The sequence below is a fragment of the Litorivita pollutaquae genome, from assembly GCF_003205515.1.
Lineage (GTDB): Bacteria > Pseudomonadota > Alphaproteobacteria > Rhodobacterales > Rhodobacteraceae > Litorivita > Litorivita pollutaquae.
The window spans coordinates 68,509-89,251 of the sequence record NZ_KZ826490.1; the positions used below are offsets into that span (position 1 = coordinate 68,509).

The following is a 20,743-nucleotide window of genomic DNA, read 5'->3' on the forward strand; positions in this document are numbered from 1 at the left end:
CAGGCTCAGGCAGCCTTGGTGTCCGCTTCACGCCGCGGCCCGCAGGGACGCGGCTCTGCCGCCCTCACCACCAGCACAGCCTCCAGCTTCAAAGGCCCCTTCTCCAGCACCGCCCGAGGCTCTGGCCGAACACGCATGTGTTCGGACGGAACCGCGGGCGGGCGCAAACCCCACCGACAGGGCGGACAGGCAGGGTCAAGGAGGGCCAGATTTGGGCCCCCAAATCTCTGCTGCAAAAACCGGGAGGCCCTGGCCGATAGGTTTTTGTGGATGGCCCCCTTGAGGCTGGCTGGCCGGTCTGTCGCGGCCTGATCATTCTGGGAGGCGTGCGTCCGTTGAACGCGCAGCGACCGGCACTTAGGGGAGATCACTGTCGGCGATCACCCGCGCCAGTGACGGCATCCCTGGAACAGGGACAGGGCCGCCTGATGGCGGCCCATCCTCGTCAGAGGATTTAGTCCTGCGGATCCTTCGCGCTCGGCGGGAACATCACCAGCTCCGAGACCGCGACCGGGAAGTCGAGCTTGAGGCTAAAGAACTCCGAGCCGTCCCCGTTGCGGGTGTTGCGGAACATCGCGCCCACGCGCTGAAAACGGGTGCGCTCCTGGCCATCGGTGTCGGTGAACTTGACGGGGACGGTGGCGACGTAGTGGTTAGTCATTTGGGTCTCTCCTTGTTGCGATGGGGATCACCCGGCACGGGGGCAAGAGGCCCGGTCGCAAGCGCAAATGCGGAGGGTCCGTGGCTACGCCGTGGAAGCCGTATTTGTGCTTGCCGGAGCGAAGCGGAGGGCACGATTGGGCCGACCCCGTGCGATCCGCATCAATGAGCAAAAAGGAGTGACCCGAATTTGTGCCACCACTTTGAAGCCGCCATCGAACCCGTCGATCGTGACCGAAGATGGCCTGGTTCGTTCTGATCCAATGCATCTGGATAACGATCCGTCACGCTCGCGATGCGGCGGGTCAGCGTTCTGCCGCGCGCGAAGGTCCGTCGTCTGGGTCGGTTGGGCGCGTATGCTATCGGCACCAGGGTTGAGGGCGTGGGGGACAGCTGGTGCGTCCACATCGGTACGGCACGGCCAGACCTTCAGCAATGAGCGTGCTGCCGACGTCCCGACCGTCAACGAACAACGAGCCACAGAACCGCCCAAAATTGCACTGATCCGTACCCTCTGTCCCGGGCCGGCAGGAACAGGCCACGCGCTCAAATTCAATTGATGTCGCGCCCCGCACTAATTGACCTAGACGCGCAGTCGCGCGCTCCCCAACCTCACGCTCTGCAGTGCAGGCGGGTTTCCATGTCTCAGGCGCGTTAAATCCGACGAGACGCACGTTCGCTGTTAGGCCTCGAACATCGACCGTATCACCGTCAATGATCCGCACATCGCTGGCGCGAAGCGACCGGTCCTGTGAGGCGGGTCGCTCTGTTGACGGCGCGACCAGTGACAGGAAACGGGTAGCCATCCAGCCCGTACCAAAGTTGGATCGAATTTGTGTCCACTGCCCTTCTTCTCGAAGCTTTTCAACGCGGCCCCCCTCGCTCAAGACACCCATCACGGCATTCGAAGTAGACGGTCCAGCACGTTGATTGACACGCGTCCCTGTCACATAGACGTAAGCGGCGTCGGCAGTTTGCGATGAGGGAACCGCTGACGGACTGTAGGGTGTGGATCGCGAGTTCGATGATTCAAACAATGATCCAACCAATGCGAAGAATCCGACAGCGATCACCAACGGCACCATGATTTGGCGTTGAGCCTTGCGCACGGCACGCCGAGGTGCATTGATCGCGCGGGTCACGGAGACCGGACGGGGTCTCGCCTGTACGGCTCTGGAGCTGCGCTTTGGTGCTGGTTGAGAAGTGCCATCGTCGGCGGCTGACCTTGTCTGGGCTGGTTTTTCCCTTTCCAGTTTCAGGACTTTGTGCAGGCTGGCATACTGCGCTTTGCTCAGGCGCGTCTCCGTCCCATACCGCTGAAACCGTTCAGCCATGTTTGTGAGAAAAGACACTTCCCAATCGTTTGCCTGCCCAGACCGCAAACGCGCATCAATGCGCGATTGAATCTCTTTGGTGCGTTCCGGAGAAAAAGGCATCGAGGAAAAACCTGGGCGGGTGTTGAGCTGCGCAACAAATGTCTTCTGCCGCACGACCATATTAAGCTGTGATTGCATCGAGATACCATCCAGTCATTCCCAAAAACCAGATTGGCCAGATTGCAATCACCAAGACTTTCGATGCCCATTGCTGGAGTTCACTGCGATACCCCTGAGGTTCGCGCACCTCTGAGAAACGAAGAAAGGGCCGCCCTTAGGCGACCCTATCAATTACATCTCCGCGGTCTTCTTCGCCGGATCAGTGACCCGCATTACCGTCAGCCCTTTTGCCTCGGCCTTCTGTCCGAGGTTCAGCGCCACGCCATTGCCGCCGAAGAGAACAACCCCCGTCGCTGCAAACTTGTCGTCCAGCATCTCGTCATTGCACTTGAACGGTGCCGCCCGCCCATGCGCGGACCAGCGCGGATCGAACCGCGCCTGCGCGACCCCGCGCGCCCGGGCCCACCGGGCCGCGATCATCTCGGCCCCGTGCTTGCCACCCTTGTGGCAGAGGAAGATCTCCTGATTGCGGTTCTGCCTGATCCGTTCGCGAACCTTGTCGAGCGTGTTGAAGATCACATCGACATCGGTCCAGTCGGTGGCGCCCGAGACAATCAGGGGAACCCCCTCGACTTTCGACTTCTCGGCAGTCTCGCGGTCGTGCTGCTCGAGGAGCTGCCGCGCCTCGAAGACCGCCCCGGTCTCTTGCGCCCGGACGCTTGCGCGCGACCCAACTGCCGGGATGAAGGCGTGACCCGTCTCGATCTCGTAGCATTCCGCCGCCGCCTCGCTCATCACCTCGATGGCGCTGACGATCTCGCGCAGTTGCAGGAAGCGGGCCTGCGCCTCTTCGAGCGCGGTCTCGGCGATCTCCGATCCATCGTGGGATTTTGCCAGTGCGCCGATCTTGTCGGCGGTGCGGTCGACCTCCTTGCCGAGCGCCACCTTGCGCCGCTGCAGGATCGTGGCGAGCCCATGGGCCAGCGGTTCGATTTCTGCCTCAAGGCCGGTCCCGCGCAGCGGACCGAGCAATGCCTCGAAGCTCTCGCGGATGATGCGGTCGGTCAGGATGTGATCTTCCGGGATCGGCAGCTGTGCGTCCTTCTCGGTCAGTCCGAAAAGCTCGATGGTTTCGTAGGTGTTCGCTTGATCGTATGCCATGTCTGTTCTCCAGATTTCGGTTGTTCGACCACCACGTGAGTGTGGTGGCATGGCCGAATGCCTGGTTTCCGAATCTGCCCGGGTCAGGGACGGCGCAGCCGCCGGCTTGCCGGGCGCAAAAGTTTTCCGTGCGCAACACACGACACATGCGCGCCCTCACCCACGGGACCGCCCCGCGTCACAGGCCCGGCCTTCGCCGAAAAGTTTTGCGATCCTTGAGGCGGGCTGATTTGGGGGCCATCCGGAGGATATGCTTCCGCGCTCATGTGTGTGTGTTTTGACGGTAGGTTTGCCCGACACGAGCAGGCAAACGGCGCGAGCGGACGCGGAAGACGGATGGAGCGGCGGGATCGTTTTGCCCAGCAAAACAGACCAGAGCGCAATCCGGCGGAGCGGCCGGGGAGCGACGTGCTCGCGAGACGGGCAAACCGGGATGCCAAGCGCTACGCCGCGGTGAGGCCGAATGGCCGAATGCGCGACGGACCGCAGGGCCGTTCTCACCTGCGACACGCGAAGCCGAGCAGGGGAGGCCGTGAGGCTGGTTGCTAAGCAGAGAATCAGGTGCTCCCGCTTCCTACTCGAGATCGCACAGCACGACGGAGGTGATGTACTCGAAATCTCGCAGAACCGGCGAACAGCGTTGCCAAAGAAGGCAGGATTGTCGCCAGCACGTTAGGCTTGCGAGCTGAGGTTGTGTGCTTTCATTCAGTCGGGCTTCAACTTTCAATTGGTCGGCAGTTGACTTTCAATTGGTCGGAGACGTACTTTCAATCGGTCAAAAGGAGTCGCGCGGCGATGTACCCAAGATTTGCCAAGGCTAGAGTGGAAGAGGCGCTGTCCGACACCCGCGTGGTCCTCATCTCGGGGCCGCGTCAATCCGGCAAAACGACACTTGCAACCGAAATCGCGTCGGACAAGACACCCTTTCTGACACTGGACGATGCCAACGTATTGCGGTCGGCGATCGATGATCCGGTCGGTTTCGTCCGCGGATTGGACCGCGCAGTAATCGATGAAATCCAACGCGCACCCGACCTTCTACTCGCCATTAAAAACTTGGTCGATGACGACAAGACACCGGGGAGGTTCCTCCTAACAGGTTCGGCCAATCTCATGACCATTCCCAAAGTGGCGGATTCCCTTGCCGGCCGAATGGAGGTCGTTCGATTGTTGCCACTCTCGCAAGCAGAAATCCTTGGGACGAAATCGGGGTTCATTGATCGGGCCTTTGCGCGGGAGATGCCGACGGCTGACCACATGATTGTCGGTGACGACCTCGTTGAAAACGTCCTCTCCGGAGGGTATCCAGAAGCGCTCGGTCGAGTGCGATGGGCGCGGAAGCAGGATTGGTATCACGGGTATCTTGATGCGATCGTCCAGCGCGACGTCCGAGACGTGGCCCAGATCGAACAACTTGCCATCATGCCGAAACTGATGTCGGTGCTTGCCGAGCACTCAGGACAGCTGGTCAATTATACTGGCATCGGTGCCAGCATCGACCTCAATCATGTCACCACACAAAAGTATGTGAGTGTTTTCGAGAGCCTCTATCTCGTTCACACCCTGCAGCCCTGGTTCACGAACCGTCTAAAACGCCTGACCAAGTCGCCCAAGCTCCATTTTTTCGATGCGGGCCTCTTGGCAGCAATGCGGGATATTTCGCCAGATGTAGTCCGAAAAGACAAAACGAGCTTTGGCGCGATCCTGGAGACGTTCGTGTTCGGCGAGTTGCGGAAGATCGCGACGTGGAGCGAACAGCGGTGCACATTCTCGCATTTCCGAGACAAGGACAAGAACGAGGTCGACATCGTATTGGAGAACCGACGAGGTGAGGTCGTCGGGATCGAGGTGAAGTCGTCCGCCACCGTTTCGGCAAGTGATTTTTCGGGAATGCGAAAACTAGCGGACGCCTGCGGCAAGAAATTCGTCCAAGGCATGATACTTTACGACCATGACCGGGTCGTACCGTTCGGCGAAAACATGTTCGCTGCTCCGCTCTCATGCCTGTGGGGTCGCTCATGAATCTCGTCGAGGAACAATGCGTCGAGGATCTCGCGGACCTTCTCTACAACTTCTTGCCTGGGAGCGGAAACTCACGGACCGCATTCCCATTGGCAGCGGCACAAGTCCAATGCGAGGACTTGTGGACCGGAGCGAGCAAGCGTCCGGCCATTGTTCAAATGTTGTCGTCAACCCTCAGTCAACGGCGACACAAGCTCAGCGCGTTGATGTTGGCGATCGTCCGGCAATCGATGACTTGGCGCAGAGGTAAAGGCGAGCCGCTAACCCGCGCGGAAGTAGATGGTTTGAACGCGCTCCTTTTGCGTCTGTCGATAAAGGTGCTCGAGCTAAACGATCCCACGTTTCTTGAATCACTGGCGGGAGCCCAAACCGAGCCGGAGGCGACTCCGGAACCAAAGAAGGCCACGCTTTCGGACGAGTTAGCGCACACGCTATCGGCGCGCCTGATCGGCCTATTTGAACACCCGCCTCAGCGGCGCGGCTATGAATATGAGCGCTTTCTAACCGAACTTTTCGCCGCGTATGGTCTGACGCCGCGAGCGCCTTTCAAACTGACAGGCGAACAGATTGACGGAAGCTTCAAGTTGCACGGCGAAACATACCTCGTGGAAGCCAAATGGCAGGCTGGTCGCACGGGACAATCCGATCTGCTAACCTTTTCGGGAAAGGTCTCAGGCAAGGCGACTTGGGCGCGCGGGCTTTTCATCAGTAATTCGGGCTTCTCCGAAGACGGCCTCAAGGCTTTCAGGACGGGTAGACGCACAAATATAATCTGTGCTGATGGGTTGGATCTGCATCAGGTCGTTCACAACCGTCTCTCATTGATCGACGTGCTTGACGAAAAGCTGCGACGCGCCGCTGAAACCAACCAAGCATTTGTTCCGGTTCGAGACTTGTTATGACGAGAACCGAACGAGGAAAGAAGACCAATAGATCGGGCAAGCCTGCCGGTTTACAACTAATCACTCGGCCAGCGACGAGGCGGCAAAGCTGCGCGCAATCGACAATTATTGAAACCTCGAAATCCTACAGAAATGACTTTCATGATTATTCCAGATAACGAGACCGCCATCGACATGATCTACTCGGAAGCCGTCTCCGCGACGGTCGCGAAGGTGATCAGAGACTCTGGGAACGAACCTCTCACGGTCGGCGTCCATGGGGACTGGGGTGCTGGAAAATCGAGCGTGTTGCTCATGCTGGAGGACGCGTTTTCAGAGGACGATCGCACATCCGTCGTCCGGTTCAACGGCTGGCTGTTCCAAGGCCTCGAAGACGCAAAGACCGTCATCATCGAAACGATCGTAGAGCAATTGCTGCGGGATCGGGCCTTCACCACCAAGCTGAAAGACGCATCCAAAAAACTGCTTAAGCGCGTCGATCTTATGAAAGTCGCGTCCAAGGCGGGTGGCCTCGCCCTGACCGGACTTACCGGCATCCCATCCCCGGACATGCTCGGCGGGCTCATGGAACAGGGGAAGAAGCTCTTGGCCGGTGGCGAAGATCTGACGGTTGGCGATATGACAGGGTACGTCAAGAATGTCACAGATTGTCTTAACGACCCTGAAGCCGAAACCTTGCCTGCCCATATTCATGCCTTCAGGGTGGAATTCGAGGAACTGCTCGCGGCCGCGGACATAGATCGCCTCGTCGTTGTTGTTGACGATCTGGACAGATGCCTTCCCGCCACGGCGATCGAGACACTTGAGGCGATACGGCTCTTCCTGTTCGTGCCCGGCGCGGCCTTTGTCATCGCCGCCGACGAGGGAATGATCGAATACGCCGTCAGGTCCCATTTCCCGGACTTGCCACTATCGTCGGGCCCGTCGACCTATGCCCGGAACTACCTCGAAAAGCTCATTCAGGTGCCGTTCCGACTACCGCCACTGGGATACGTCGAGACCAAGATCTATCTCACGCTTCTCGTCGCCGGTAGCTCGCTCGACACCGGTTCGGCCCCCTTCGACACATTGCTCAACTTAGGTCGCGAAGCACTCAGACGTCCCTGGGACGGGAACGGGCTGAGCCGCGGTGTGATCGAAGAGCGTCTCGGTGCGGTCTCGGCGGAGCTGGAGAATGCGCTCATTCTCGCCGATCAACTCGCGCTGCCGCTCGCTGAAGGCGCTCAAGGCAACCCGAGGCAGATCAAGAGATTTTTGAACACGCTCAATCTCCGTCTCGCCATCGCGGATGCGCGCGGGATCGGTGACGATGTGAACCCCGCGGTCCTCGCCAAGCTGATGCTCGCCGAACGTTTCAAGGCCGATTTCTTCGAACGCCTCGAGGTCGAGGCCGCTGTCAGCGGCTCCTCCATAACCGTTGCGACACTCGAGGAGGCGTTGCGCAAAGATGATGAAGAGCCCGAAAAATCCAAGAAACCGGCCACCGCCAAGGGCCGGGGTCAAACGGAGAGACTTCCGGAGGACGACCTTCTTGCGAGCGAATGGGTCAGACGATGGGCTTTGGTAGCCCCCGCGCTCGCGGACGAGGATCTGCGTCCGTATTTGTTCGTGTCCCGAGATCGCAAGGCGCTATTCACTGCAGGCACCAATCTCGCTCTGAAAGAGGACTGGATCGAGAAGCTTTGCGGCAGCACCCTAGGCGCGCGCGCAGCGGCAGTAGAAATCGCAAAGCTCACGCCCGGAGAGATCGAGCAGATCTTTGACGTGGTGGCCGCAAGGATCAGGGCCGCAACAGATCTGAAGAAGCGGCCTGGTGGCATCGAAGGCCTTGCGGAGCTTTGCAAAATATCCGCCAATCTCCAGACCCCTACGGTTCGCCTTCTCGCGGACCTGCCAAGTGGTCAATTAGGGCCATGGGCAGCCACGGGCTGGGACAAGATCTTCACCGGAGCGGAAGCCAAACGAGAGTTTGCCAAACTCAAAGAGGGCTGGGCCAAACTTGATGAGAACAAACCGCTCCAGCTCGCTGCGGGTGGTGGACGAAGTGGCCGTGGGAAGGGGACAGGATAATGGGAACTTCGAGCTCGTACGGTGGACCCGCGTCCGGCCTCGTTCCGGACTGGGTCGACGGCGTCGATCCGGGCATGGGCGGTGGTGAAGAGGGATCCGATCACGACGGAAGCGATGGTTCTGACACCGAAAAACCGACCCCGGACGAGGGCGGAGAGAAGGGTGCAGTGCAGACGCCGCCCGCCTTGGCCCCTCCCGGCGGCGCATTCACCTATCCTCGCGGCCAGTTCACCCGATTCACGAACGGTGGCGGGAGCAAGTCGCTCGGACGGGCGTTGAAAGGTTACGTCAGCGCTGCGGGAGGCGGAGCCGGGGCCGCACGGCGAATGCCGCACTCTACCAGGGTCGCATCCGGTGTCGCCGGGCTCGCAAGCGCCGTCGCGAACGAAGGTGCCGAGGCGGCGCTCGCCCGATTTGATCTTCAAGGCCTTGCGGGTCGGCCAGCCGCGGAGGTCCTTGAGGCCGTCGCGGAGGTAATCTGTCCCGATGGTGGGACGATCGATGAATCGATCGCCCGTGACGCGATGCTCGAAGCGATCGCAGAGGTCGCGGAAGATGATCCAGGCGCATTCGATGAGCTTTCACCCGATCAACTCGATGAATTCTTGTGTGATGTGATCACCCGGAGCGTGGTTACCAAGGTCCTGAACGAGATCGGTACGAACGCGTTGCACGGATCCGCATCCGACGCCGACTTCCGGGAGGCCGAGCGGATCACACGCGATTTTACGCAGGGACGGGTCAGGGACGCGCTTGGTAACCGGTTCGATGTCGAATCCCAACCGACACAACCCGAAATCGACAGAAGCATTTCCGAGGTCTATGCAGACACCTTCGACATGCTCGGAGCCGTCCTGGAGACCATGCAATGAGACGAAATATCTTTGTCCGTTTGGGGCGCGGTGACGTGACATCTGCTGAGGGTGCGGCTGATATAATCATCGATATGATCGACAATTTTGGGGATCTCGACAGGGGACTGGGTCAGCTGCTGGACCGGCTCTTCAAGCTGGGCGCGAGACCGAGCGAGGCCGCGGTCGACCTCATGATCATGGCTACCGCGGTGTACGCCGCCGACACCGGCGTCTCGCGGGAACGGTACGCCGATGACGGATGGACGCGCATGATCGATCTCAGCGTTCCCGTGGCAGAGCCCGAGCTCTGGCGACACCAGCACGACCATCTGTCCCGAATGCTGCAATTCTTGACCGGCGATCATTGGAGTTTCACGTTCCGTCACCGGCCGGACGAATTCCAGTCCTTCACGAAGCAACCCGAAGAGATGGACTTCACAGACTTCACGCAAGTGAGCCTGTTCTCGGGCGGATTGGACAGTCTCATCGGTGCGATCGATCTCCTTGCCTCGGGGCAGCGGCCACTCCTGGTCAGCCATTACTGGGACGGCGAGGCGTCGAGCGCGCAGAGGCAGTTGCTCGAGGTATTGAAAGACCGACACGAGGACGCATTCGAATCCGTCCGGGCTTATATCGGCTTCCGAAAGAAGGATTTCCCGGAAGCCGGGAGCGACAACAATCAGAGGGCGCGCTCCTTCCTCTTCTACAGTCTCGCAGTGGTTGCGGCCGACGCCGTCGCTTCCACAGACAAGGTGCTCATCCCCGAAAATGGGTTGATCGCGCTCAACGTTCCCATGGACGCCCATAGGCTCGGGTCGCTTAGCACGCGGACGGCCCATCCGCATTTCATCCGCTCGATGTCAGATCTCGTCAAAGTCTTGGGCATCAACGTGTCGCTGGAAAACCCCTATCGCTTCAAGACTAAGGGTGAGATGGCCAGGGAGTGCCTTGATCGTGACCTTCTGGCCGAACTTGCCCCGACCTCGATGTCCTGTTCCCATCCTGCACAGGTCCGTTTCGAAAGCGCGCCGCCCCAGCATTGCGGACGCTGCGTCCCCTGCTTGATCCGTCGTGCCTCCCTTGCGGCGGGCCTCGATGGACCCGATACGACACAGTACTTTCTGGATGACCTTAAGGCCAGCACATTGGACTCAAAATCTGCCGATGGCAAAAATATCCGATCCTTCATGTTTGCCGCAGAGAATTTGCGGCAAAATCCCGGTCGGGCAAGGTTCCTCGTGCAAAAGCCAGGACCCCTCGACCGCGATGATCTGGACGCATATGTCGACGTGTATCGCCGAGGCATGGATGAAGTGTCAGAGATACTCAAGGGCGTGAGGACAAAACATGTCTGACGCGGACTGGTCCGGCCCCGTCGACTTTCATTGCCATCTCGACCTCTGTCAGAATATGGCGGCGGAGTATGCGCGTTGCGAGGCCGCACGGTGCCTAACCCTGGCAGTGACGACTACACCCAAGGCTTTTGCCCGAAACGCCGAGATGGCCCGTACCAGGCGCTTTGTGCATGCAGCCCTTGGAATGCACCCGCAGCTTGTCGCGCAACGCGCATCGGAGCTATCTCTGTTCGAAGAACTCGCTCCCTCGACCAGGTATATCGGCGAGGTCGGCCTGGATGCAGGTCGCCGGTTCTATCCTTCATTCGAACGCCAGAAATTGGTGTTCGAACGCGTGATGGCGCTCTGCGCAAGGCTCGGCGATAAGGTAATCAGCATTCACAGTGTTCGAACCGCTAAACAGGTGCTTGATGTCATCGAGAAAACGGGGGCGCATCGCACATGTGTTCCTGTTCTGCACTGGTTCAACGCTTCGGGGGCGGAGATCAGACGCGCTTTAGAACTAGGCTGCTGTTTTTCGGTCAACGAACAGATGCTGCTGGCTCCACGGGGGCGCAACTTGCTTGAAACGATCCCTATAGAACAACTTCTCACCGAAACGGATGCCCCGTTTCAGTCTGATAAGGCTCCAGGCGACGTGCACGGGGCCATTCGGTTGATTGCCAAAGAACATAACTTGGAAGTTTCAGCGGTCGAGGCCAGAATTAGGCGGACGGCCACGGAACTGTTGGCGAAATAAGCACACATCTCACGCCGGTCATGTGTCGGGTTGCCCACAAACATACCGACGAAGAAAAAGGGGAACCGTGTAACCACGGCTCCCCTTGCTGCTCGGTTGTTCAGGCCTCTTGCTGTAGTCAGGCGACCAGCGACAGCCCCGCGCCTGCATCCTGCGGCTGCTCACCACCGTCGATGAACGGGATGATCGAGAAGGTCTTGCCGCCGCGCTGCTCCTCGTTCTGCACGGCGTTGACGCGCAGGTCGCCATCGGGCGTGTTGATCAACAGCGACAGGTAGTCATTGCCCGTGCGGCTGCTCTTGGCCATCCAGGCAGACCCGACGCGGATCGGCTTACCGCGGGGCGAGCTGACCTCGACCCGGTAATCGGGATGGGTGTCCTCGGACTTGTAGTCGTTCTCGATCAACATGAAATCGAGATCGAACATCATATTGGCGATGTAGCCGGCGAAGGCGTTGTCGGCGTCCATCGCGGTCAGCTCGCCCGAGATCGAGCCGGATTTCATGAAGCCGTTGGAGACCATCGGGATGATCTCGAACTCGCCGCTCTTGGCTGCACGCGCTTCTATCGTCTGCACGGCGTTGACGCGGAACGGGCCGAGACCGATATCAATCTGGATCGAGATGTAGGGGTTGCCGCTGGTATTGCCGGTCTCGTTCCAGGCCGTGCCGATGCGGACCTTGCGGCCCGACTTGTTGACCGCGGTCACGTCGTAATCCGGGCTGCGCTCGGACATCTTCGGACGGTTCTCGAGCTGGATGGCAATGTCGAAACGGCTGCTGTGGATCATGCCTGAATATTGGGCGGTTTCGGTGTTGCGGGTCAGGGTTCCTGCGAACATGGGATGGTTCCTTTTGGATTTGCCGGTGCCTGACGTCCTTGCCAGAGCATCCGGGATTTCTTTTTCGACCCCTCCTGGGATCACAAACCAGAAAGCTCGCTTTCCTTTCTCCCCAACCTTCAGTTCAGCGCTGGCGCCTGAGAGATTGTGCCACCTCCCCGCCGGGTACGACGCCCCTCCCCTGCCCGTCTGGTCTCAGATGGCTGTCTTGGCTCTTCTCGTCGCCCTCCTCCGATTTCGCGATGAAGAACTCTGCCTCATCCCCGTTCAGCCGCAGCCCGCTCCGGTCGGTCAGCCCTATGGTGCTACCGTTCGGCTCAAACGTAATCAGGTATTGGCCGAGGCCGTCCTTGTGCACGCGGTAGCCGGTGTTGGCCCAATGCAAGGTTTGGCCTGCATCGATGGCGGCTTTGATCTCTTCGAGTGTCATGATCGCCCCCTCGCTATTCTGCTGCCACTGAAGTTACGTCCCGCGTGGCGCCTGGTCCGGTTCCAACAATCCGGGAGAGGATGCCCAATGTGTCGACTCCGTCCCCATGCGGCAGGAACACACGAAGCTGGAAGGCGATGATCTCCGTGAAACACCCCATGGCCTTGAGACCCTCGATCATGCCCTTGTCGGCACCGCCCAGCTCGAGGCGCACCTCGCCTGCCACCCGGCGGCGGGTCAGGGTCAGGCCGCGGCCCAGATCGACCTGGGCAGTGGAGCCTAGGGCGGCGGTTAGCATTTCTTCTGGGGTTTGTGGGTTGGAAACGAGGAAGCGTGCGCGCAGCGCCGCCGCGCCTTCCTCGCTCAGCGTGCGGCCGATCATGCTGGTTCCGCCGTCGGGCGTGACCCTGTAGATGCGTTCATTCGTGGTCGGAATATCCTTCCAGATCGGCAGCAACAGCCCGGTCAGCAGGTAGAGCTTCGTCATGCTGGTTTTTGGCAAGGACGCGGCTTCGTCATCCCAGAGCCGGGTGAACTCTGCCCCCCCGATCTTTTCCCAGGCTGAAGCCTCAAACCGGGTCTCCTCGAGATAGCTGGACCCATTGGGCCGCACCGCCTTGCGCATCAGGGTGACGATATCCTCGTCATACATCTGCATGGGCCGCGCCGAGATGAGCGCCGCGCGTCCCGAAGCGCGGTTTACCATCGTGGTCTTATCCGGATTGCGCGAGAGCGCCTCATCCGCGGACAACACATACACCGGGTCCGTGACCTGAAGCCCAATGATCCGCGTCACCGCGCCGGATTTCGGGCAGGTCCAGAGGTCCTCTGCCCCGACCTGCTCGATCCTTTCCCCGCGCAGGGTCTCCACCCCGAGATCGAGCGTTCCCGCCGCCCGCGCCCGTTCGGTCTGATCGGCGATCCGCCTCATGAACTCCGCAAAAAGCGCGTTCTGCATGTGAATGGGCAGGGCTAGAACCCGGTTAAGGAAGCGCTGGATCGGGGGAAGCTCTTCGAGCAGAAAGCCGTCCTTGTCGATCAGCCGCAGCGCAGTCCAATCAGTGAAGCTCTCGTAGCTCATCGCCTCGGCCCGTCCGGCAGCGAGATCGGCGTAGTAGCCGCGCAGCGCCGCGCGCGCGATCGGACTTTCGAGATTGTCCTCCTCGCGGAACATGCCTTGCGAGCCGGTTTCTCGCTGGCCCTTGGTGAGCGCCCCCAGCTGGTCGAGCCGTTTGCTGATCGTCGAGGTGAAGCGCTTCTCGCCATGCACATCCGAGGTGCAGACCCGGAAGAAGGGCGCGCTGACCTGGGCCGAGCGATGCGTGCGGCCAAGACCTTGAATGGCCGCGTCGGCGCGCCAGCCTGGCTCCAGCAGGTAGTGCCGCCGCCGTTTCTGGTTCTTCGCCGTCTGCGCGGCATGATAGGAGCGGCCCGTGCCACCCGCATCGGAGAAGATCAGGATGTTCTTCTCGCCTTCCATGAAGGCTTGGGTCTCGGAGGAATTGCTGGCGGCGGCGCGCTTCTCGATGAAGAGATGACCATCCTCGGCCTTCAAAGGGCGGATGGAGCGCCCGGTGACTTCGGCTACGGCTTCATCGCCGAAGGCCCAGAGGATCTGATCGAGCGCCGAGGGGATCGGCGCCAGTGTCATCAGTTCCATCATTGCCGCATCGCGCAGGGCGAGCGCCTCGCGCGAGACGACCAGCGCGCCGGTCTCGTCGCGCAAGGGTTCCGCCACCATGTTGCCGTCGATCTCGACCAGCTTTTGCGCATGGATCGGGAAGGCCTGTTCGAGATAGCCCAACACGTAGTCGCGGGGCGTCAGCGCGCCTTCGACCAATTCATCGTCCGGGTCCATCATCTCAAGCCGGCGCTTCAGCAGGCTCTCACCCGTCGAGACCACCTGGATGACGCAAGCATAGCCTGCCGACAGATCTTCCTCGATGGCACGGACGATGCTCGGGGCCTTCATGCCCATCAGGAGATGATTGAAGAACCGTTGTTTCGTGCTCTCGAAGCGGGACTTGGCCGAGGCGCGTGCGGCGGAGGCATTGGTCTCGCCCGAGGCGTCATCGACGCCGGTGGCGGTCAGGGCTGCCTCGAGATTGTGGTGGATCGTGCGAAACGCACCCGCATAGGCGTCGTAGATCTCGGTTTGGGCCGGGGTCAGTGCATGTTCCAGCACATCATATTCCACCCCATCAAAGCTGAGCGCGCGGGCCGTGTAGAGCCCGAGTGTCTTGAGGTCGCGCGCGACCACCTCCATGGCAGCGACGCCGCCTGCCTCCATCGCAGAGACGAAACTTTCGCGGCTCGGGAAGGGGTATTCGGGACCCTGACCCCAGAGCCCCAACCGCGCGGCATAAGCGAGGTTGTGCACGCTCGTGGCGCCCGTGGCCGAAATGTAAAAGATGCGGGCGCGGGGCGCGGCAAGTTGCAACCGCAGCCCGGCGAGGCCCTGCTGGGAGGGTTTGACCCCCCTGCCCTGCTCGGACCCGGCCGCGTTCTGCATGGCATGGGCTTCGTCGAAAGCCAGAACACCATCGAACCCCGCGCCCATCCAGTCGAGGACCTGGCTCAGCCGCGTGGTGCCGCATTTGCCCGCCGAACGCAGCGTGGCGTAGGTGACGAAGAGGATACCGTCGCCCATGGGGATGGGCTGATCCGGTTTCCATTTCGACAGCGGCTGAATGTCGGCGGGCGAGCCGCCGAGATCAGTCCAGTCGCGGATGGCGTCCTCGATGAGCGTGGCGGACTTCGAGACCCAGACGGCCTTACGGCGTCCGGCGAGCCATCCCGCGAGGATCAGCCCCGCACATTCCCGACCCTTGCCGCAGCCGGTGCCGTCGCCAAGAAAGTAGCCGAGGCGATAGGCGCGCGCATCCGGGTCATGATCGGCACGCGTCATCTTGGTCTGGTCGTCATCGATGGTAAAACGCCCTGGCAGATCGCACCCATGGGCATAATGGGCCATGATGATGGTCTCAAGCTGCGCCTCGGAGAGGTGGCCCTCTTCGATCAGTCGGGCGGGCAGACGCAATGACTCGCTCGCCTCATGCGATGGCGATGGCGGCGCGACGGAGGCCATTGCGATACTTTCGACCAACGGCGTGGGATGTTCCCGAGCGCCCGCGATCTCGATCCGCTGCGGGCGGTAGCGGGCATAGATGTCCGAGACCGGCGTGTTGTCCCGTGGGGTCTCGAGACTGGTGAAGGTAAGCGGAACGGCGGCGTTGGTTTTGGTCTTGGATGCAGCGACCGCTGCAACAGGCCGCTTGCGCGTGACAGGCACTGGAACGACCCTCCCCGCGTGAGGGCTCGTCGCCGCCCTTTGGGCGAGACGCGCCTCGGGCCGAATCGCAGCCACGGCGTCGACATATGCCAAAGCGTCGTCCAGATCCCGCACCGTGGCGCGGATGAACTCACCACCCTCCGGCACCTTGTCGAAGACCATCAGCTGGGTTTCCACACTCGTGCCAAGCTTGCGATAAACCTGTCCCGGGATCGTCAGCGCCAAGCGCGGCGTGAAGAGGCCGCAGGCGCGCGACCAATGTGCGGCATCACGGTCGGGTGTGAACCCAGGCGGCATAATCGCCACCAGCCGCCCCCCGGGCGCGAGGCGCTTCGCGGCAGCGATGAGATGCTTGGCCGCGATGTGCTTATCCCTAGACCGATCGATCGAAGAGGCGAATGGCGGGTTCATCACCACGACGTGGGGCAGGACCAGTGTCTGCAGCAGATCGTCGATATGCTCACCATCGTGACCTGTCACCTCGCCCCCGAAGACCGCGCACAGGAGGCGCTGGCGAAACGGATCGATCTCGTTGAGCAGAAGCGTGGCGCCTGCGCGGGTGGCGAAAGCGGCCAGGGCGCCAGTTCCGGCGGATGGTTCGAGCACGGTCTCGCCCTTGCGGACCGCAGCCGCCCGCACGGCAAAGGCGGCAAATGGCAGTGGCGTGGAAAACTGCTGCAACCGGATCTGCTGCTCGGAGCGGCGGGTTTCCGTCAGGAGCCGCGAGGCGAGCAGCTTTGCAGCGGCAATACCACCCTCGGCGCCGTCTTGACGCAGCAGCACCTGAACAGCCGCAGCCTGCATCATGTCATAGGCCATGCGCCAGTCCCACGCGCCACTGGCATCGCTGCCGCCGAACGCCTCCCGCATGATACGGGCAAGCGCCGAACTGCGCAGGGGCTGGTGATCAATCTCCGCTCCCATCTGCCTCAGAGCGGTGGAAAGATCGGGGTCGGAGACGGTAAGAACTGGGTTTGTTGGGGTTGGCTTGGCCATGGGGTTTGTCCTTTGGATCAGGGTCTGAGTTCCAAAAGACAAATAGCCCCCTCTACACTTTGTAAGAGCAGAGAGGGCTCGAAGGAAGCGCCGGTGCTTGATGGTCTAGTCGTTCAATCCTCCTGCCCCGCCAGGAACTCTGCCAGCACAGGACTTGCCGCGCCCTTCGCGGAGCTGAGCAGCTCCGAGCCAGCGAGCGTCGCTTTCGACAGGCGCACGAGCGCGCCGGTTTCCTCGATGCGGTAGCAGCGGCGTTTTTGCCGCCCCCGACTGTAGTGGGTCACGGTGACGATCTGGCAGGTACTGCCATCTGTGAGCGTCACGGGAGCGGCGAGCTTGATCCTGTCACCTTCCTGGTAGTCCGGAATCGACGCCCAATCACGACAGCGCTGGCGCCAAGCATGGGCATAGCTCTCTGGGTTCTTCAATTCCGAGAGCAGCGCCAGAAGGCTGAGCGGCGCGCGCGACTCGACGGGACCAGCGCTTTCCTCCATGTCCTTGTAGCCCCAGCAGCCGTCGTCGTATCGGGTGAGGAATACGGCACCGAAGGTGACGGAGCCGTCAGGGTCTGTGACATAGGTCGCATCCTCGACCGGAGATCCGTGGAGGTTTGTGACCCTCGCTGCCGCGTACCAGGTCGAACCCACCTTGCAGGCCTTGAGCAGTTCTGTCTTTCGGATGTCGGTCTCGAAGGTACAGAGCCGTGTAATTTCCGCCTTCTCATCCGCGTAGGATTTGATACGACGGTCGGTGTAAAAGAGCCATCCCACTATGCCGCCCTCCGATCGTCGATCTCCATGAGCGCATCGAGCGGCACGCGATAGGGCTGCATGGCGTCGAAATCCTCGCAATTGCCGCAGTTCTGGACGATCGCGAAGGTGTCACAGGCGTCCTTGAGGATGACTCGGAAGGTACCCCCGAGACCAGAGGGCACGTCATAGGCTCCGCCGATGAGATAATCCGCTGCGCGGCGCACGAAGACGCGGATGCTGTGACCATCAGTGGCGAGCCGGATCGTGCCCTGCCCCCGGTCGATGAGCACCTGCACGTCGTCCAGGATGTCCGTGTAAAACTGCCCGGTCAGGTCGCGAAACGCCATGCGGCGCTGCGCCATCCAGTCGGTGTCCCGAAACGGGTTCATGCCGTCGGCGAAGGCGAAGGAGGGATCCGCCTGCTCGGTGGTGACGATGCGGGTGGTTGTGCCATCAATGCCGTTCGAGCGCAGATGCACGCCATTGCCGACGATCAGAATCAGGGCGGGCCTGTCCACGGGTCCGTTCCAGTTGGGCAGGAAGGTCTTGCAGCCGCGCGCATGGGCGATCTGCGCCGCGACAGCGGACGCGGAGAACTTGAGAATAGCCATGGGGATGTCTTTCTGTTCAGTGTGGGAAAGGGTCGACCCGCGCGGTGTTTGAGCCTTGCGCGGGTCGAGAGGGTCGCTCAGGCCGCTTTCGCGACGCCAGTGTCAGGCTCCGAGATTTCTACCGTGGGCGCTTCGTCCGTCGCGCTTCCGGCGGTCTGCATCATCGGCGGGCACCAGGCGGCTACCGCAGCGCGTTGTGCGTCCGTCAGAGTGGCGAAGGGTTCGGCGAAGAGCTTGTCGCAGAAGGCGACGATCTCCTTCTTGCTGGACGAGGCCAGCGTCACCGCCTCCTGGGCAAGGCCAAGATCTTCGCCGAGGATTTTCAGGAGCCAGGCCTTCTTGAAGCGGTTGAACAGAGCCGCGTTCGGCGTCCAATGTGCGCGAATGTCGGGCATGATCTCGATCTCGAAATCATGCATCAGGCTGTCGCGCTGGCGATCCCGCGCAAAGCAGGACTGCGTGGTGCTTGCTGTGGCATACGCGACAAGCTTGGCCTTCTCGGCGGCCTCCAGCGCGCGGAACGCGGCGAACTGATCGGCAGGGGACCGGGCCTCATCGAGCCACGAGAGGTCAAGCGCATTATGCGCCGCCGCCACCTGCTCGAGCGAGGCGCCATCGATCTCGTCCATCTTGGCATGGCTGCGGCATTCCTTGCGGGCATCGATCTTGATCGCCTGCGTGACACTCATGCCGCTGGCCAGAACGTCACTGACCAGCTTGAAGAGCGTCAGATCCAGCGTGGCCTCAGGGTTCATCGCCATCGCGGCTCCAAGGGCCATAGCCCGCTCGGTCTTGAGATCCTCGGCCAGCGAAGCCGGATAGGCGATCTCGCCTGGGTCGGGCTCATCCTTGCCGGTCTGGTTCCCGGAAGGGCTCTGAGACGCCTCTTGCTTGTCCTCCGGGCGCACGAGGCCCACATGGAGCGTGACCTGACCGCCCGACCACGACGCAATCACACCGGCGCGGGCAAGGTCCTCGGCACCGTAGGCCTCCTGCAAATCGCGCGCTTCGTCTTCCAAAGCGTCCACACGTTCGTAGAGCGCCGTGTAGGCGTCGTCCTCGAGCCCCTCATCCTCCATCTCGAGCTGCAGTTTCTCGAGCTCGGCGGTGATCTCATCGATGCGCTTCTGGGCGGCCTCATCAGGCTCAATAGGGCCGGGATAGACGCGGCCGTAGTCGGCCATGGTCGCGTAATCATAGCGCACCATCGCATCGGCCCAGGCAAGACCCAGTTTCGCACGGGCTTCCTCGGCGGCGGCACCGAGCTTCTCCAGCAGGATGACCTCGACCAGTGCCGCATTCTCGAGCACGGAATGCTCTTCCAGAAGGTCAGCCGCAACAGCACCTCCCCGTGCCTCGTAGTCCGCGCGCACGAAAGCCCCGATATCGTCGCTGATCTGCACGCCGCGGGATTTGAGAGCCTGACGGACGGTGTAGGCCTGCAGATAGCTGTCTTCCGTCGTGAGCGCCTCGAAGACCTCCTTCTGCACGTCCTGGCTCGGATGCTCCGCAAAGGCCTTCATCGTATCGAGCGTGATCGCTTTGGCCCGGGCTGCGGCGCGGATGTCAGGGTGAATGAGGCCGTAGCGCAGCCGCCCCTTCACGGCGGCAACGGTGGCACCGAAGGTCTTGGCGATCGTCTCGGGCGTCTGACCATCGACCTTCATCATCCGGGCGAAGGCCTCGAACTCGTCGATCGCGTTCATCGGCGCCTGGGTGATGTTCTCGGCGAGCGACAGGGCCGTGGTCACGTCGCAATCCTCCGGCACAAGGCGGCAGTCGATCTCGGTCTTGCTCGTGAAGCCCTTGGCGGCCTTGTCCGCGACCAGCTCGTTCAGCGCGGCATGGCGTCGGCCACCGGCAAGCACGGCGTATTTGCCGTCGAGCTTCTGGACCAGAAGTGGCTGCAGGAGGCCCAGAACGGCGATACTGGCTTTCAGATGCGCGATATTCTCGGAGTCATAGGTTTCCGGGGAGTTACTGCGCACATTGGCGGAGTGGGCAGTCAGATCGCCGATAGCGACAGATACGGGTTTGAAGCTTGCGGTCATGGGATGTCCTTTTCGATGGGTAGGGTGCGGCCGGCGCGACCTGCTGCGCGACCAATCCCCGGGTTCGGGGATCAAAAGGACAAAAGGCCCGCTTTGCCTTTTGAGTGGGCAGCGGGCCTTAGGAGGCTGAGAAATAGGTCTTGAGGCTACCCCTCGCCTACCAGTCGCGCGCCATCATGATGGTCAGCACACGCATGGTGGTTTCCGGGTTATCCGGGACCTCGGCACCGTAGCGAAAATCGGAATCTGCCTCATAGAGATCAATTTTCCAGAATACGGTTTCACCCTGGATCTCGACCGCCCCGAAATCATGCCATCCCTCCGGATCGTTCTCTGGCTCAAACGTCTCGAACGTACCGGTCGCTTTCACCGCCTCGGCCATGAAACCGTCCCCCGCCTCCATGAGCGAGCGGGTCACATGCATCCGGCCTTGGATGGGCGCCTCTGGTGCTATCCCGAGGCAGGCGAGCTTGCGGAAAGCGTCATTCTGAGCGGCGATTACGGCGGGGTCTGGGAGGTCTGTCAGAGGCTGTGCTGCGTTGGTCATGGGTCTGTCCTTTGAGAAGTTTGA

General features: G+C 61.2%; 16 protein-coding genes. 6 read left to right on the forward strand and 10 right to left on the reverse strand.

Going from position 1 to position 20,743, the window contains the following annotated elements; all coding sequences use genetic code 11:
- Window positions 1-454 precede the first annotated feature (454 nt).
- The 3 genes from DI396_RS14395 to DI396_RS14405 all read right to left on the reverse strand — a co-directional run bounded on the left by DI396_RS14395 (window position 455) and on the right by DI396_RS14405 (window position 3,257).
- A complete protein-coding gene (locus DI396_RS14395; RefSeq protein WP_007120662.1) occupies window positions 455-661 on the reverse strand; it encodes a hypothetical protein in 207 nt (68 codons plus the stop codon).
- Between the two features lie 358 nt (window positions 662-1,019).
- Window positions 1,020-2,174 (reverse strand): SH3 domain-containing protein, encoded by a 1,155-nt coding sequence (locus DI396_RS16955; protein WP_110796906.1) that lies wholly within the window; start codon window positions 2,172-2,174, stop codon window positions 1,020-1,022.
- Between the two features lie 153 nt (window positions 2,175-2,327).
- Entirely contained in the window at window positions 2,328-3,257 is a 930-nt protein-coding gene (locus DI396_RS14405) for a DUF2493 domain-containing protein (RefSeq protein WP_110796907.1), read from the reverse strand.
- Window positions 3,258-4,079: 822 nt separating this feature from the next.
- Between DI396_RS14405 and DI396_RS14415 the strand changes: the two genes are divergently transcribed.
- The 6 genes from DI396_RS14415 to qatD all read left to right on the forward strand — a co-directional run bounded on the left by DI396_RS14415 (window position 4,080) and on the right by qatD (window position 11,199).
- Entirely contained in the window at window positions 4,080-5,279 is a 1,200-nt protein-coding gene (locus DI396_RS14415; RefSeq protein ID WP_235851889.1) for an ATP-binding protein, read from the forward strand.
- On the forward strand, window positions 5,276-6,181 hold the full coding sequence (locus tag DI396_RS14420) for a restriction endonuclease (protein ID WP_110796952.1): 906 nt from the start codon (window positions 5,276-5,278) through the stop codon (window positions 6,179-6,181). Before DI396_RS14415 ends, DI396_RS14420 begins: the two co-directional genes overlap by 4 nt.
- A 141-nt stretch (window positions 6,182-6,322) precedes the next feature.
- Window positions 6,323-8,251 (forward strand): Qat anti-phage system ATPase QatA, encoded by a 1,929-nt coding sequence (gene qatA / locus DI396_RS14425; protein ID WP_162617237.1) that lies wholly within the window; start codon window positions 6,323-6,325, stop codon window positions 8,249-8,251.
- The gene (gene qatB / locus DI396_RS14430) at window positions 8,251-9,123 is read left to right on the forward strand and encodes a Qat anti-phage system associated protein QatB (RefSeq protein WP_162617238.1); all 873 of its coding nucleotides are present in this window, start codon (window positions 8,251-8,253) and stop codon (window positions 9,121-9,123) included. The genes qatA and qatB overlap by 1 nt, the downstream gene beginning before the upstream one ends.
- Window positions 9,120-10,460: a Qat anti-phage system QueC-like protein QatC gene (gene qatC, locus DI396_RS14435; protein ID WP_110796915.1), complete on the forward strand. Its 1,341-nt coding sequence runs from the start codon at window positions 9,120-9,122 to the stop codon at window positions 10,458-10,460. Before qatB ends, qatC begins: the two co-directional genes overlap by 4 nt.
- Window positions 10,453-11,199, forward strand: coding sequence for a Qat anti-phage system TatD family nuclease QatD (qatD, locus tag DI396_RS14440; protein WP_110796916.1), 747 nt, complete (start codon window positions 10,453-10,455; stop codon window positions 11,197-11,199). Before qatC ends, qatD begins: the two co-directional genes overlap by 8 nt.
- A gap of 118 nt (window positions 11,200-11,317) precedes the next feature.
- On the opposite strand, the gene DI396_RS14445 is transcribed toward qatD, so the two are convergent.
- The 7 genes from DI396_RS14445 to DI396_RS14475 form a co-directional block, all read right to left on the reverse strand.
- Window positions 11,318-12,040 carry a DUF736 family protein gene (locus DI396_RS14445; RefSeq protein ID WP_110796917.1) on the reverse strand — a complete coding sequence of 241 codons (723 nt, stop codon included), beginning with the start codon at window positions 12,038-12,040 and terminating at the stop codon, window positions 11,318-11,320.
- Window positions 12,041-12,164: 124 nt separating this feature from the next.
- Window positions 12,165-12,470, reverse strand: a complete 306-nt coding sequence (locus DI396_RS14450) for a hypothetical protein (protein ID WP_110796919.1) — start codon at window positions 12,468-12,470, stop codon at window positions 12,165-12,167.
- Window positions 12,471-12,483: 13 nt separating this feature from the next.
- Entirely contained in the window at window positions 12,484-16,758 is a 4,275-nt protein-coding gene (locus DI396_RS14455; RefSeq protein WP_110796921.1) for a bifunctional class I SAM-dependent methyltransferase/DEAD/DEAH box helicase, read from the reverse strand.
- A gap of 113 nt (window positions 16,759-16,871) precedes the next feature.
- Window positions 16,872-17,528 carry a DUF6927 domain-containing protein gene (locus tag DI396_RS14460; RefSeq protein WP_110796923.1) on the reverse strand — a complete coding sequence of 219 codons (657 nt, stop codon included), beginning with the start codon at window positions 17,526-17,528 and terminating at the stop codon, window positions 16,872-16,874.
- Window positions 17,528-18,121 carry a regulator gene (locus DI396_RS14465; RefSeq protein WP_110796925.1) on the reverse strand — a complete coding sequence of 198 codons (594 nt, stop codon included), beginning with the start codon at window positions 18,119-18,121 and terminating at the stop codon, window positions 17,528-17,530. Before DI396_RS14465 ends, DI396_RS14460 begins: the two co-directional genes overlap by 1 nt.
- A gap of 77 nt (window positions 18,122-18,198) precedes the next feature.
- Window positions 18,199-20,172, reverse strand: coding sequence for a ParB/RepB/Spo0J family partition protein (locus tag DI396_RS14470; RefSeq protein WP_110796927.1), 1,974 nt, complete (start codon window positions 20,170-20,172; stop codon window positions 18,199-18,201).
- Window positions 20,173-20,329: 157 nt separating this feature from the next.
- Entirely contained in the window at window positions 20,330-20,719 is a 390-nt protein-coding gene (locus DI396_RS14475) for a DUF3768 domain-containing protein (protein ID WP_110796929.1), read from the reverse strand.
- Window positions 20,720-20,743: the final 24 nt, after the last annotated feature.

Bases quoted from the DNA above. Each gene is read 5' to 3' on its own strand.
- qatA (WP_162617237.1), top strand. From the start codon at position 6,323: ATGATTATTCCAGATAACGAGACCGCCATCGACATGATCTACTCGGAA.
- DI396_RS14470 (WP_110796927.1), bottom strand. From the start codon at position 20,172: ATGACCGCAAGCTTCAAACCCGTATCTGTCGCTATCGGCGATCTGACT.
- qatD (WP_110796916.1), top strand. From the start codon at position 10,453: ATGTCTGACGCGGACTGGTCCGGCCCCGTCGACTTTCATTGCCATCTC.
- DI396_RS14395 (WP_007120662.1), bottom strand. From the start codon at position 661: ATGACTAACCACTACGTCGCCACCGTCCCCGTCAAGTTCACCGACACC.
- DI396_RS14455 (WP_110796921.1), bottom strand. From the start codon at position 16,758: ATGGCCAAGCCAACCCCAACAAACCCAGTTCTTACCGTCTCCGACCCC.
- DI396_RS14405 (WP_110796907.1), bottom strand. From the start codon at position 3,257: ATGGCATACGATCAAGCGAACACCTACGAAACCATCGAGCTTTTCGGA.
- DI396_RS14445 (WP_110796917.1), bottom strand. From the start codon at position 12,040: ATGTTCGCAGGAACCCTGACCCGCAACACCGAAACCGCCCAATATTCA.
- DI396_RS14465 (WP_110796925.1), bottom strand. From the start codon at position 18,121: ATGGCTATTCTCAAGTTCTCCGCGTCCGCTGTCGCGGCGCAGATCGCC.
- qatC (WP_110796915.1), top strand. From the start codon at position 9,120: ATGAGACGAAATATCTTTGTCCGTTTGGGGCGCGGTGACGTGACATCT.
- DI396_RS14450 (WP_110796919.1), bottom strand. From the start codon at position 12,470: ATGACACTCGAAGAGATCAAAGCCGCCATCGATGCAGGCCAAACCTTG.
- DI396_RS14420 (WP_110796952.1), top strand. From the start codon at position 5,276: ATGAATCTCGTCGAGGAACAATGCGTCGAGGATCTCGCGGACCTTCTC.
- DI396_RS16955 (WP_110796906.1), bottom strand. From the start codon at position 2,174: ATGCAATCACAGCTTAATATGGTCGTGCGGCAGAAGACATTTGTTGCG.
- qatB (WP_162617238.1), top strand. From the start codon at position 8,251: ATGGGAACTTCGAGCTCGTACGGTGGACCCGCGTCCGGCCTCGTTCCG.
- DI396_RS14475 (WP_110796929.1), bottom strand. From the start codon at position 20,719: ATGACCAACGCAGCACAGCCTCTGACAGACCTCCCAGACCCCGCCGTA.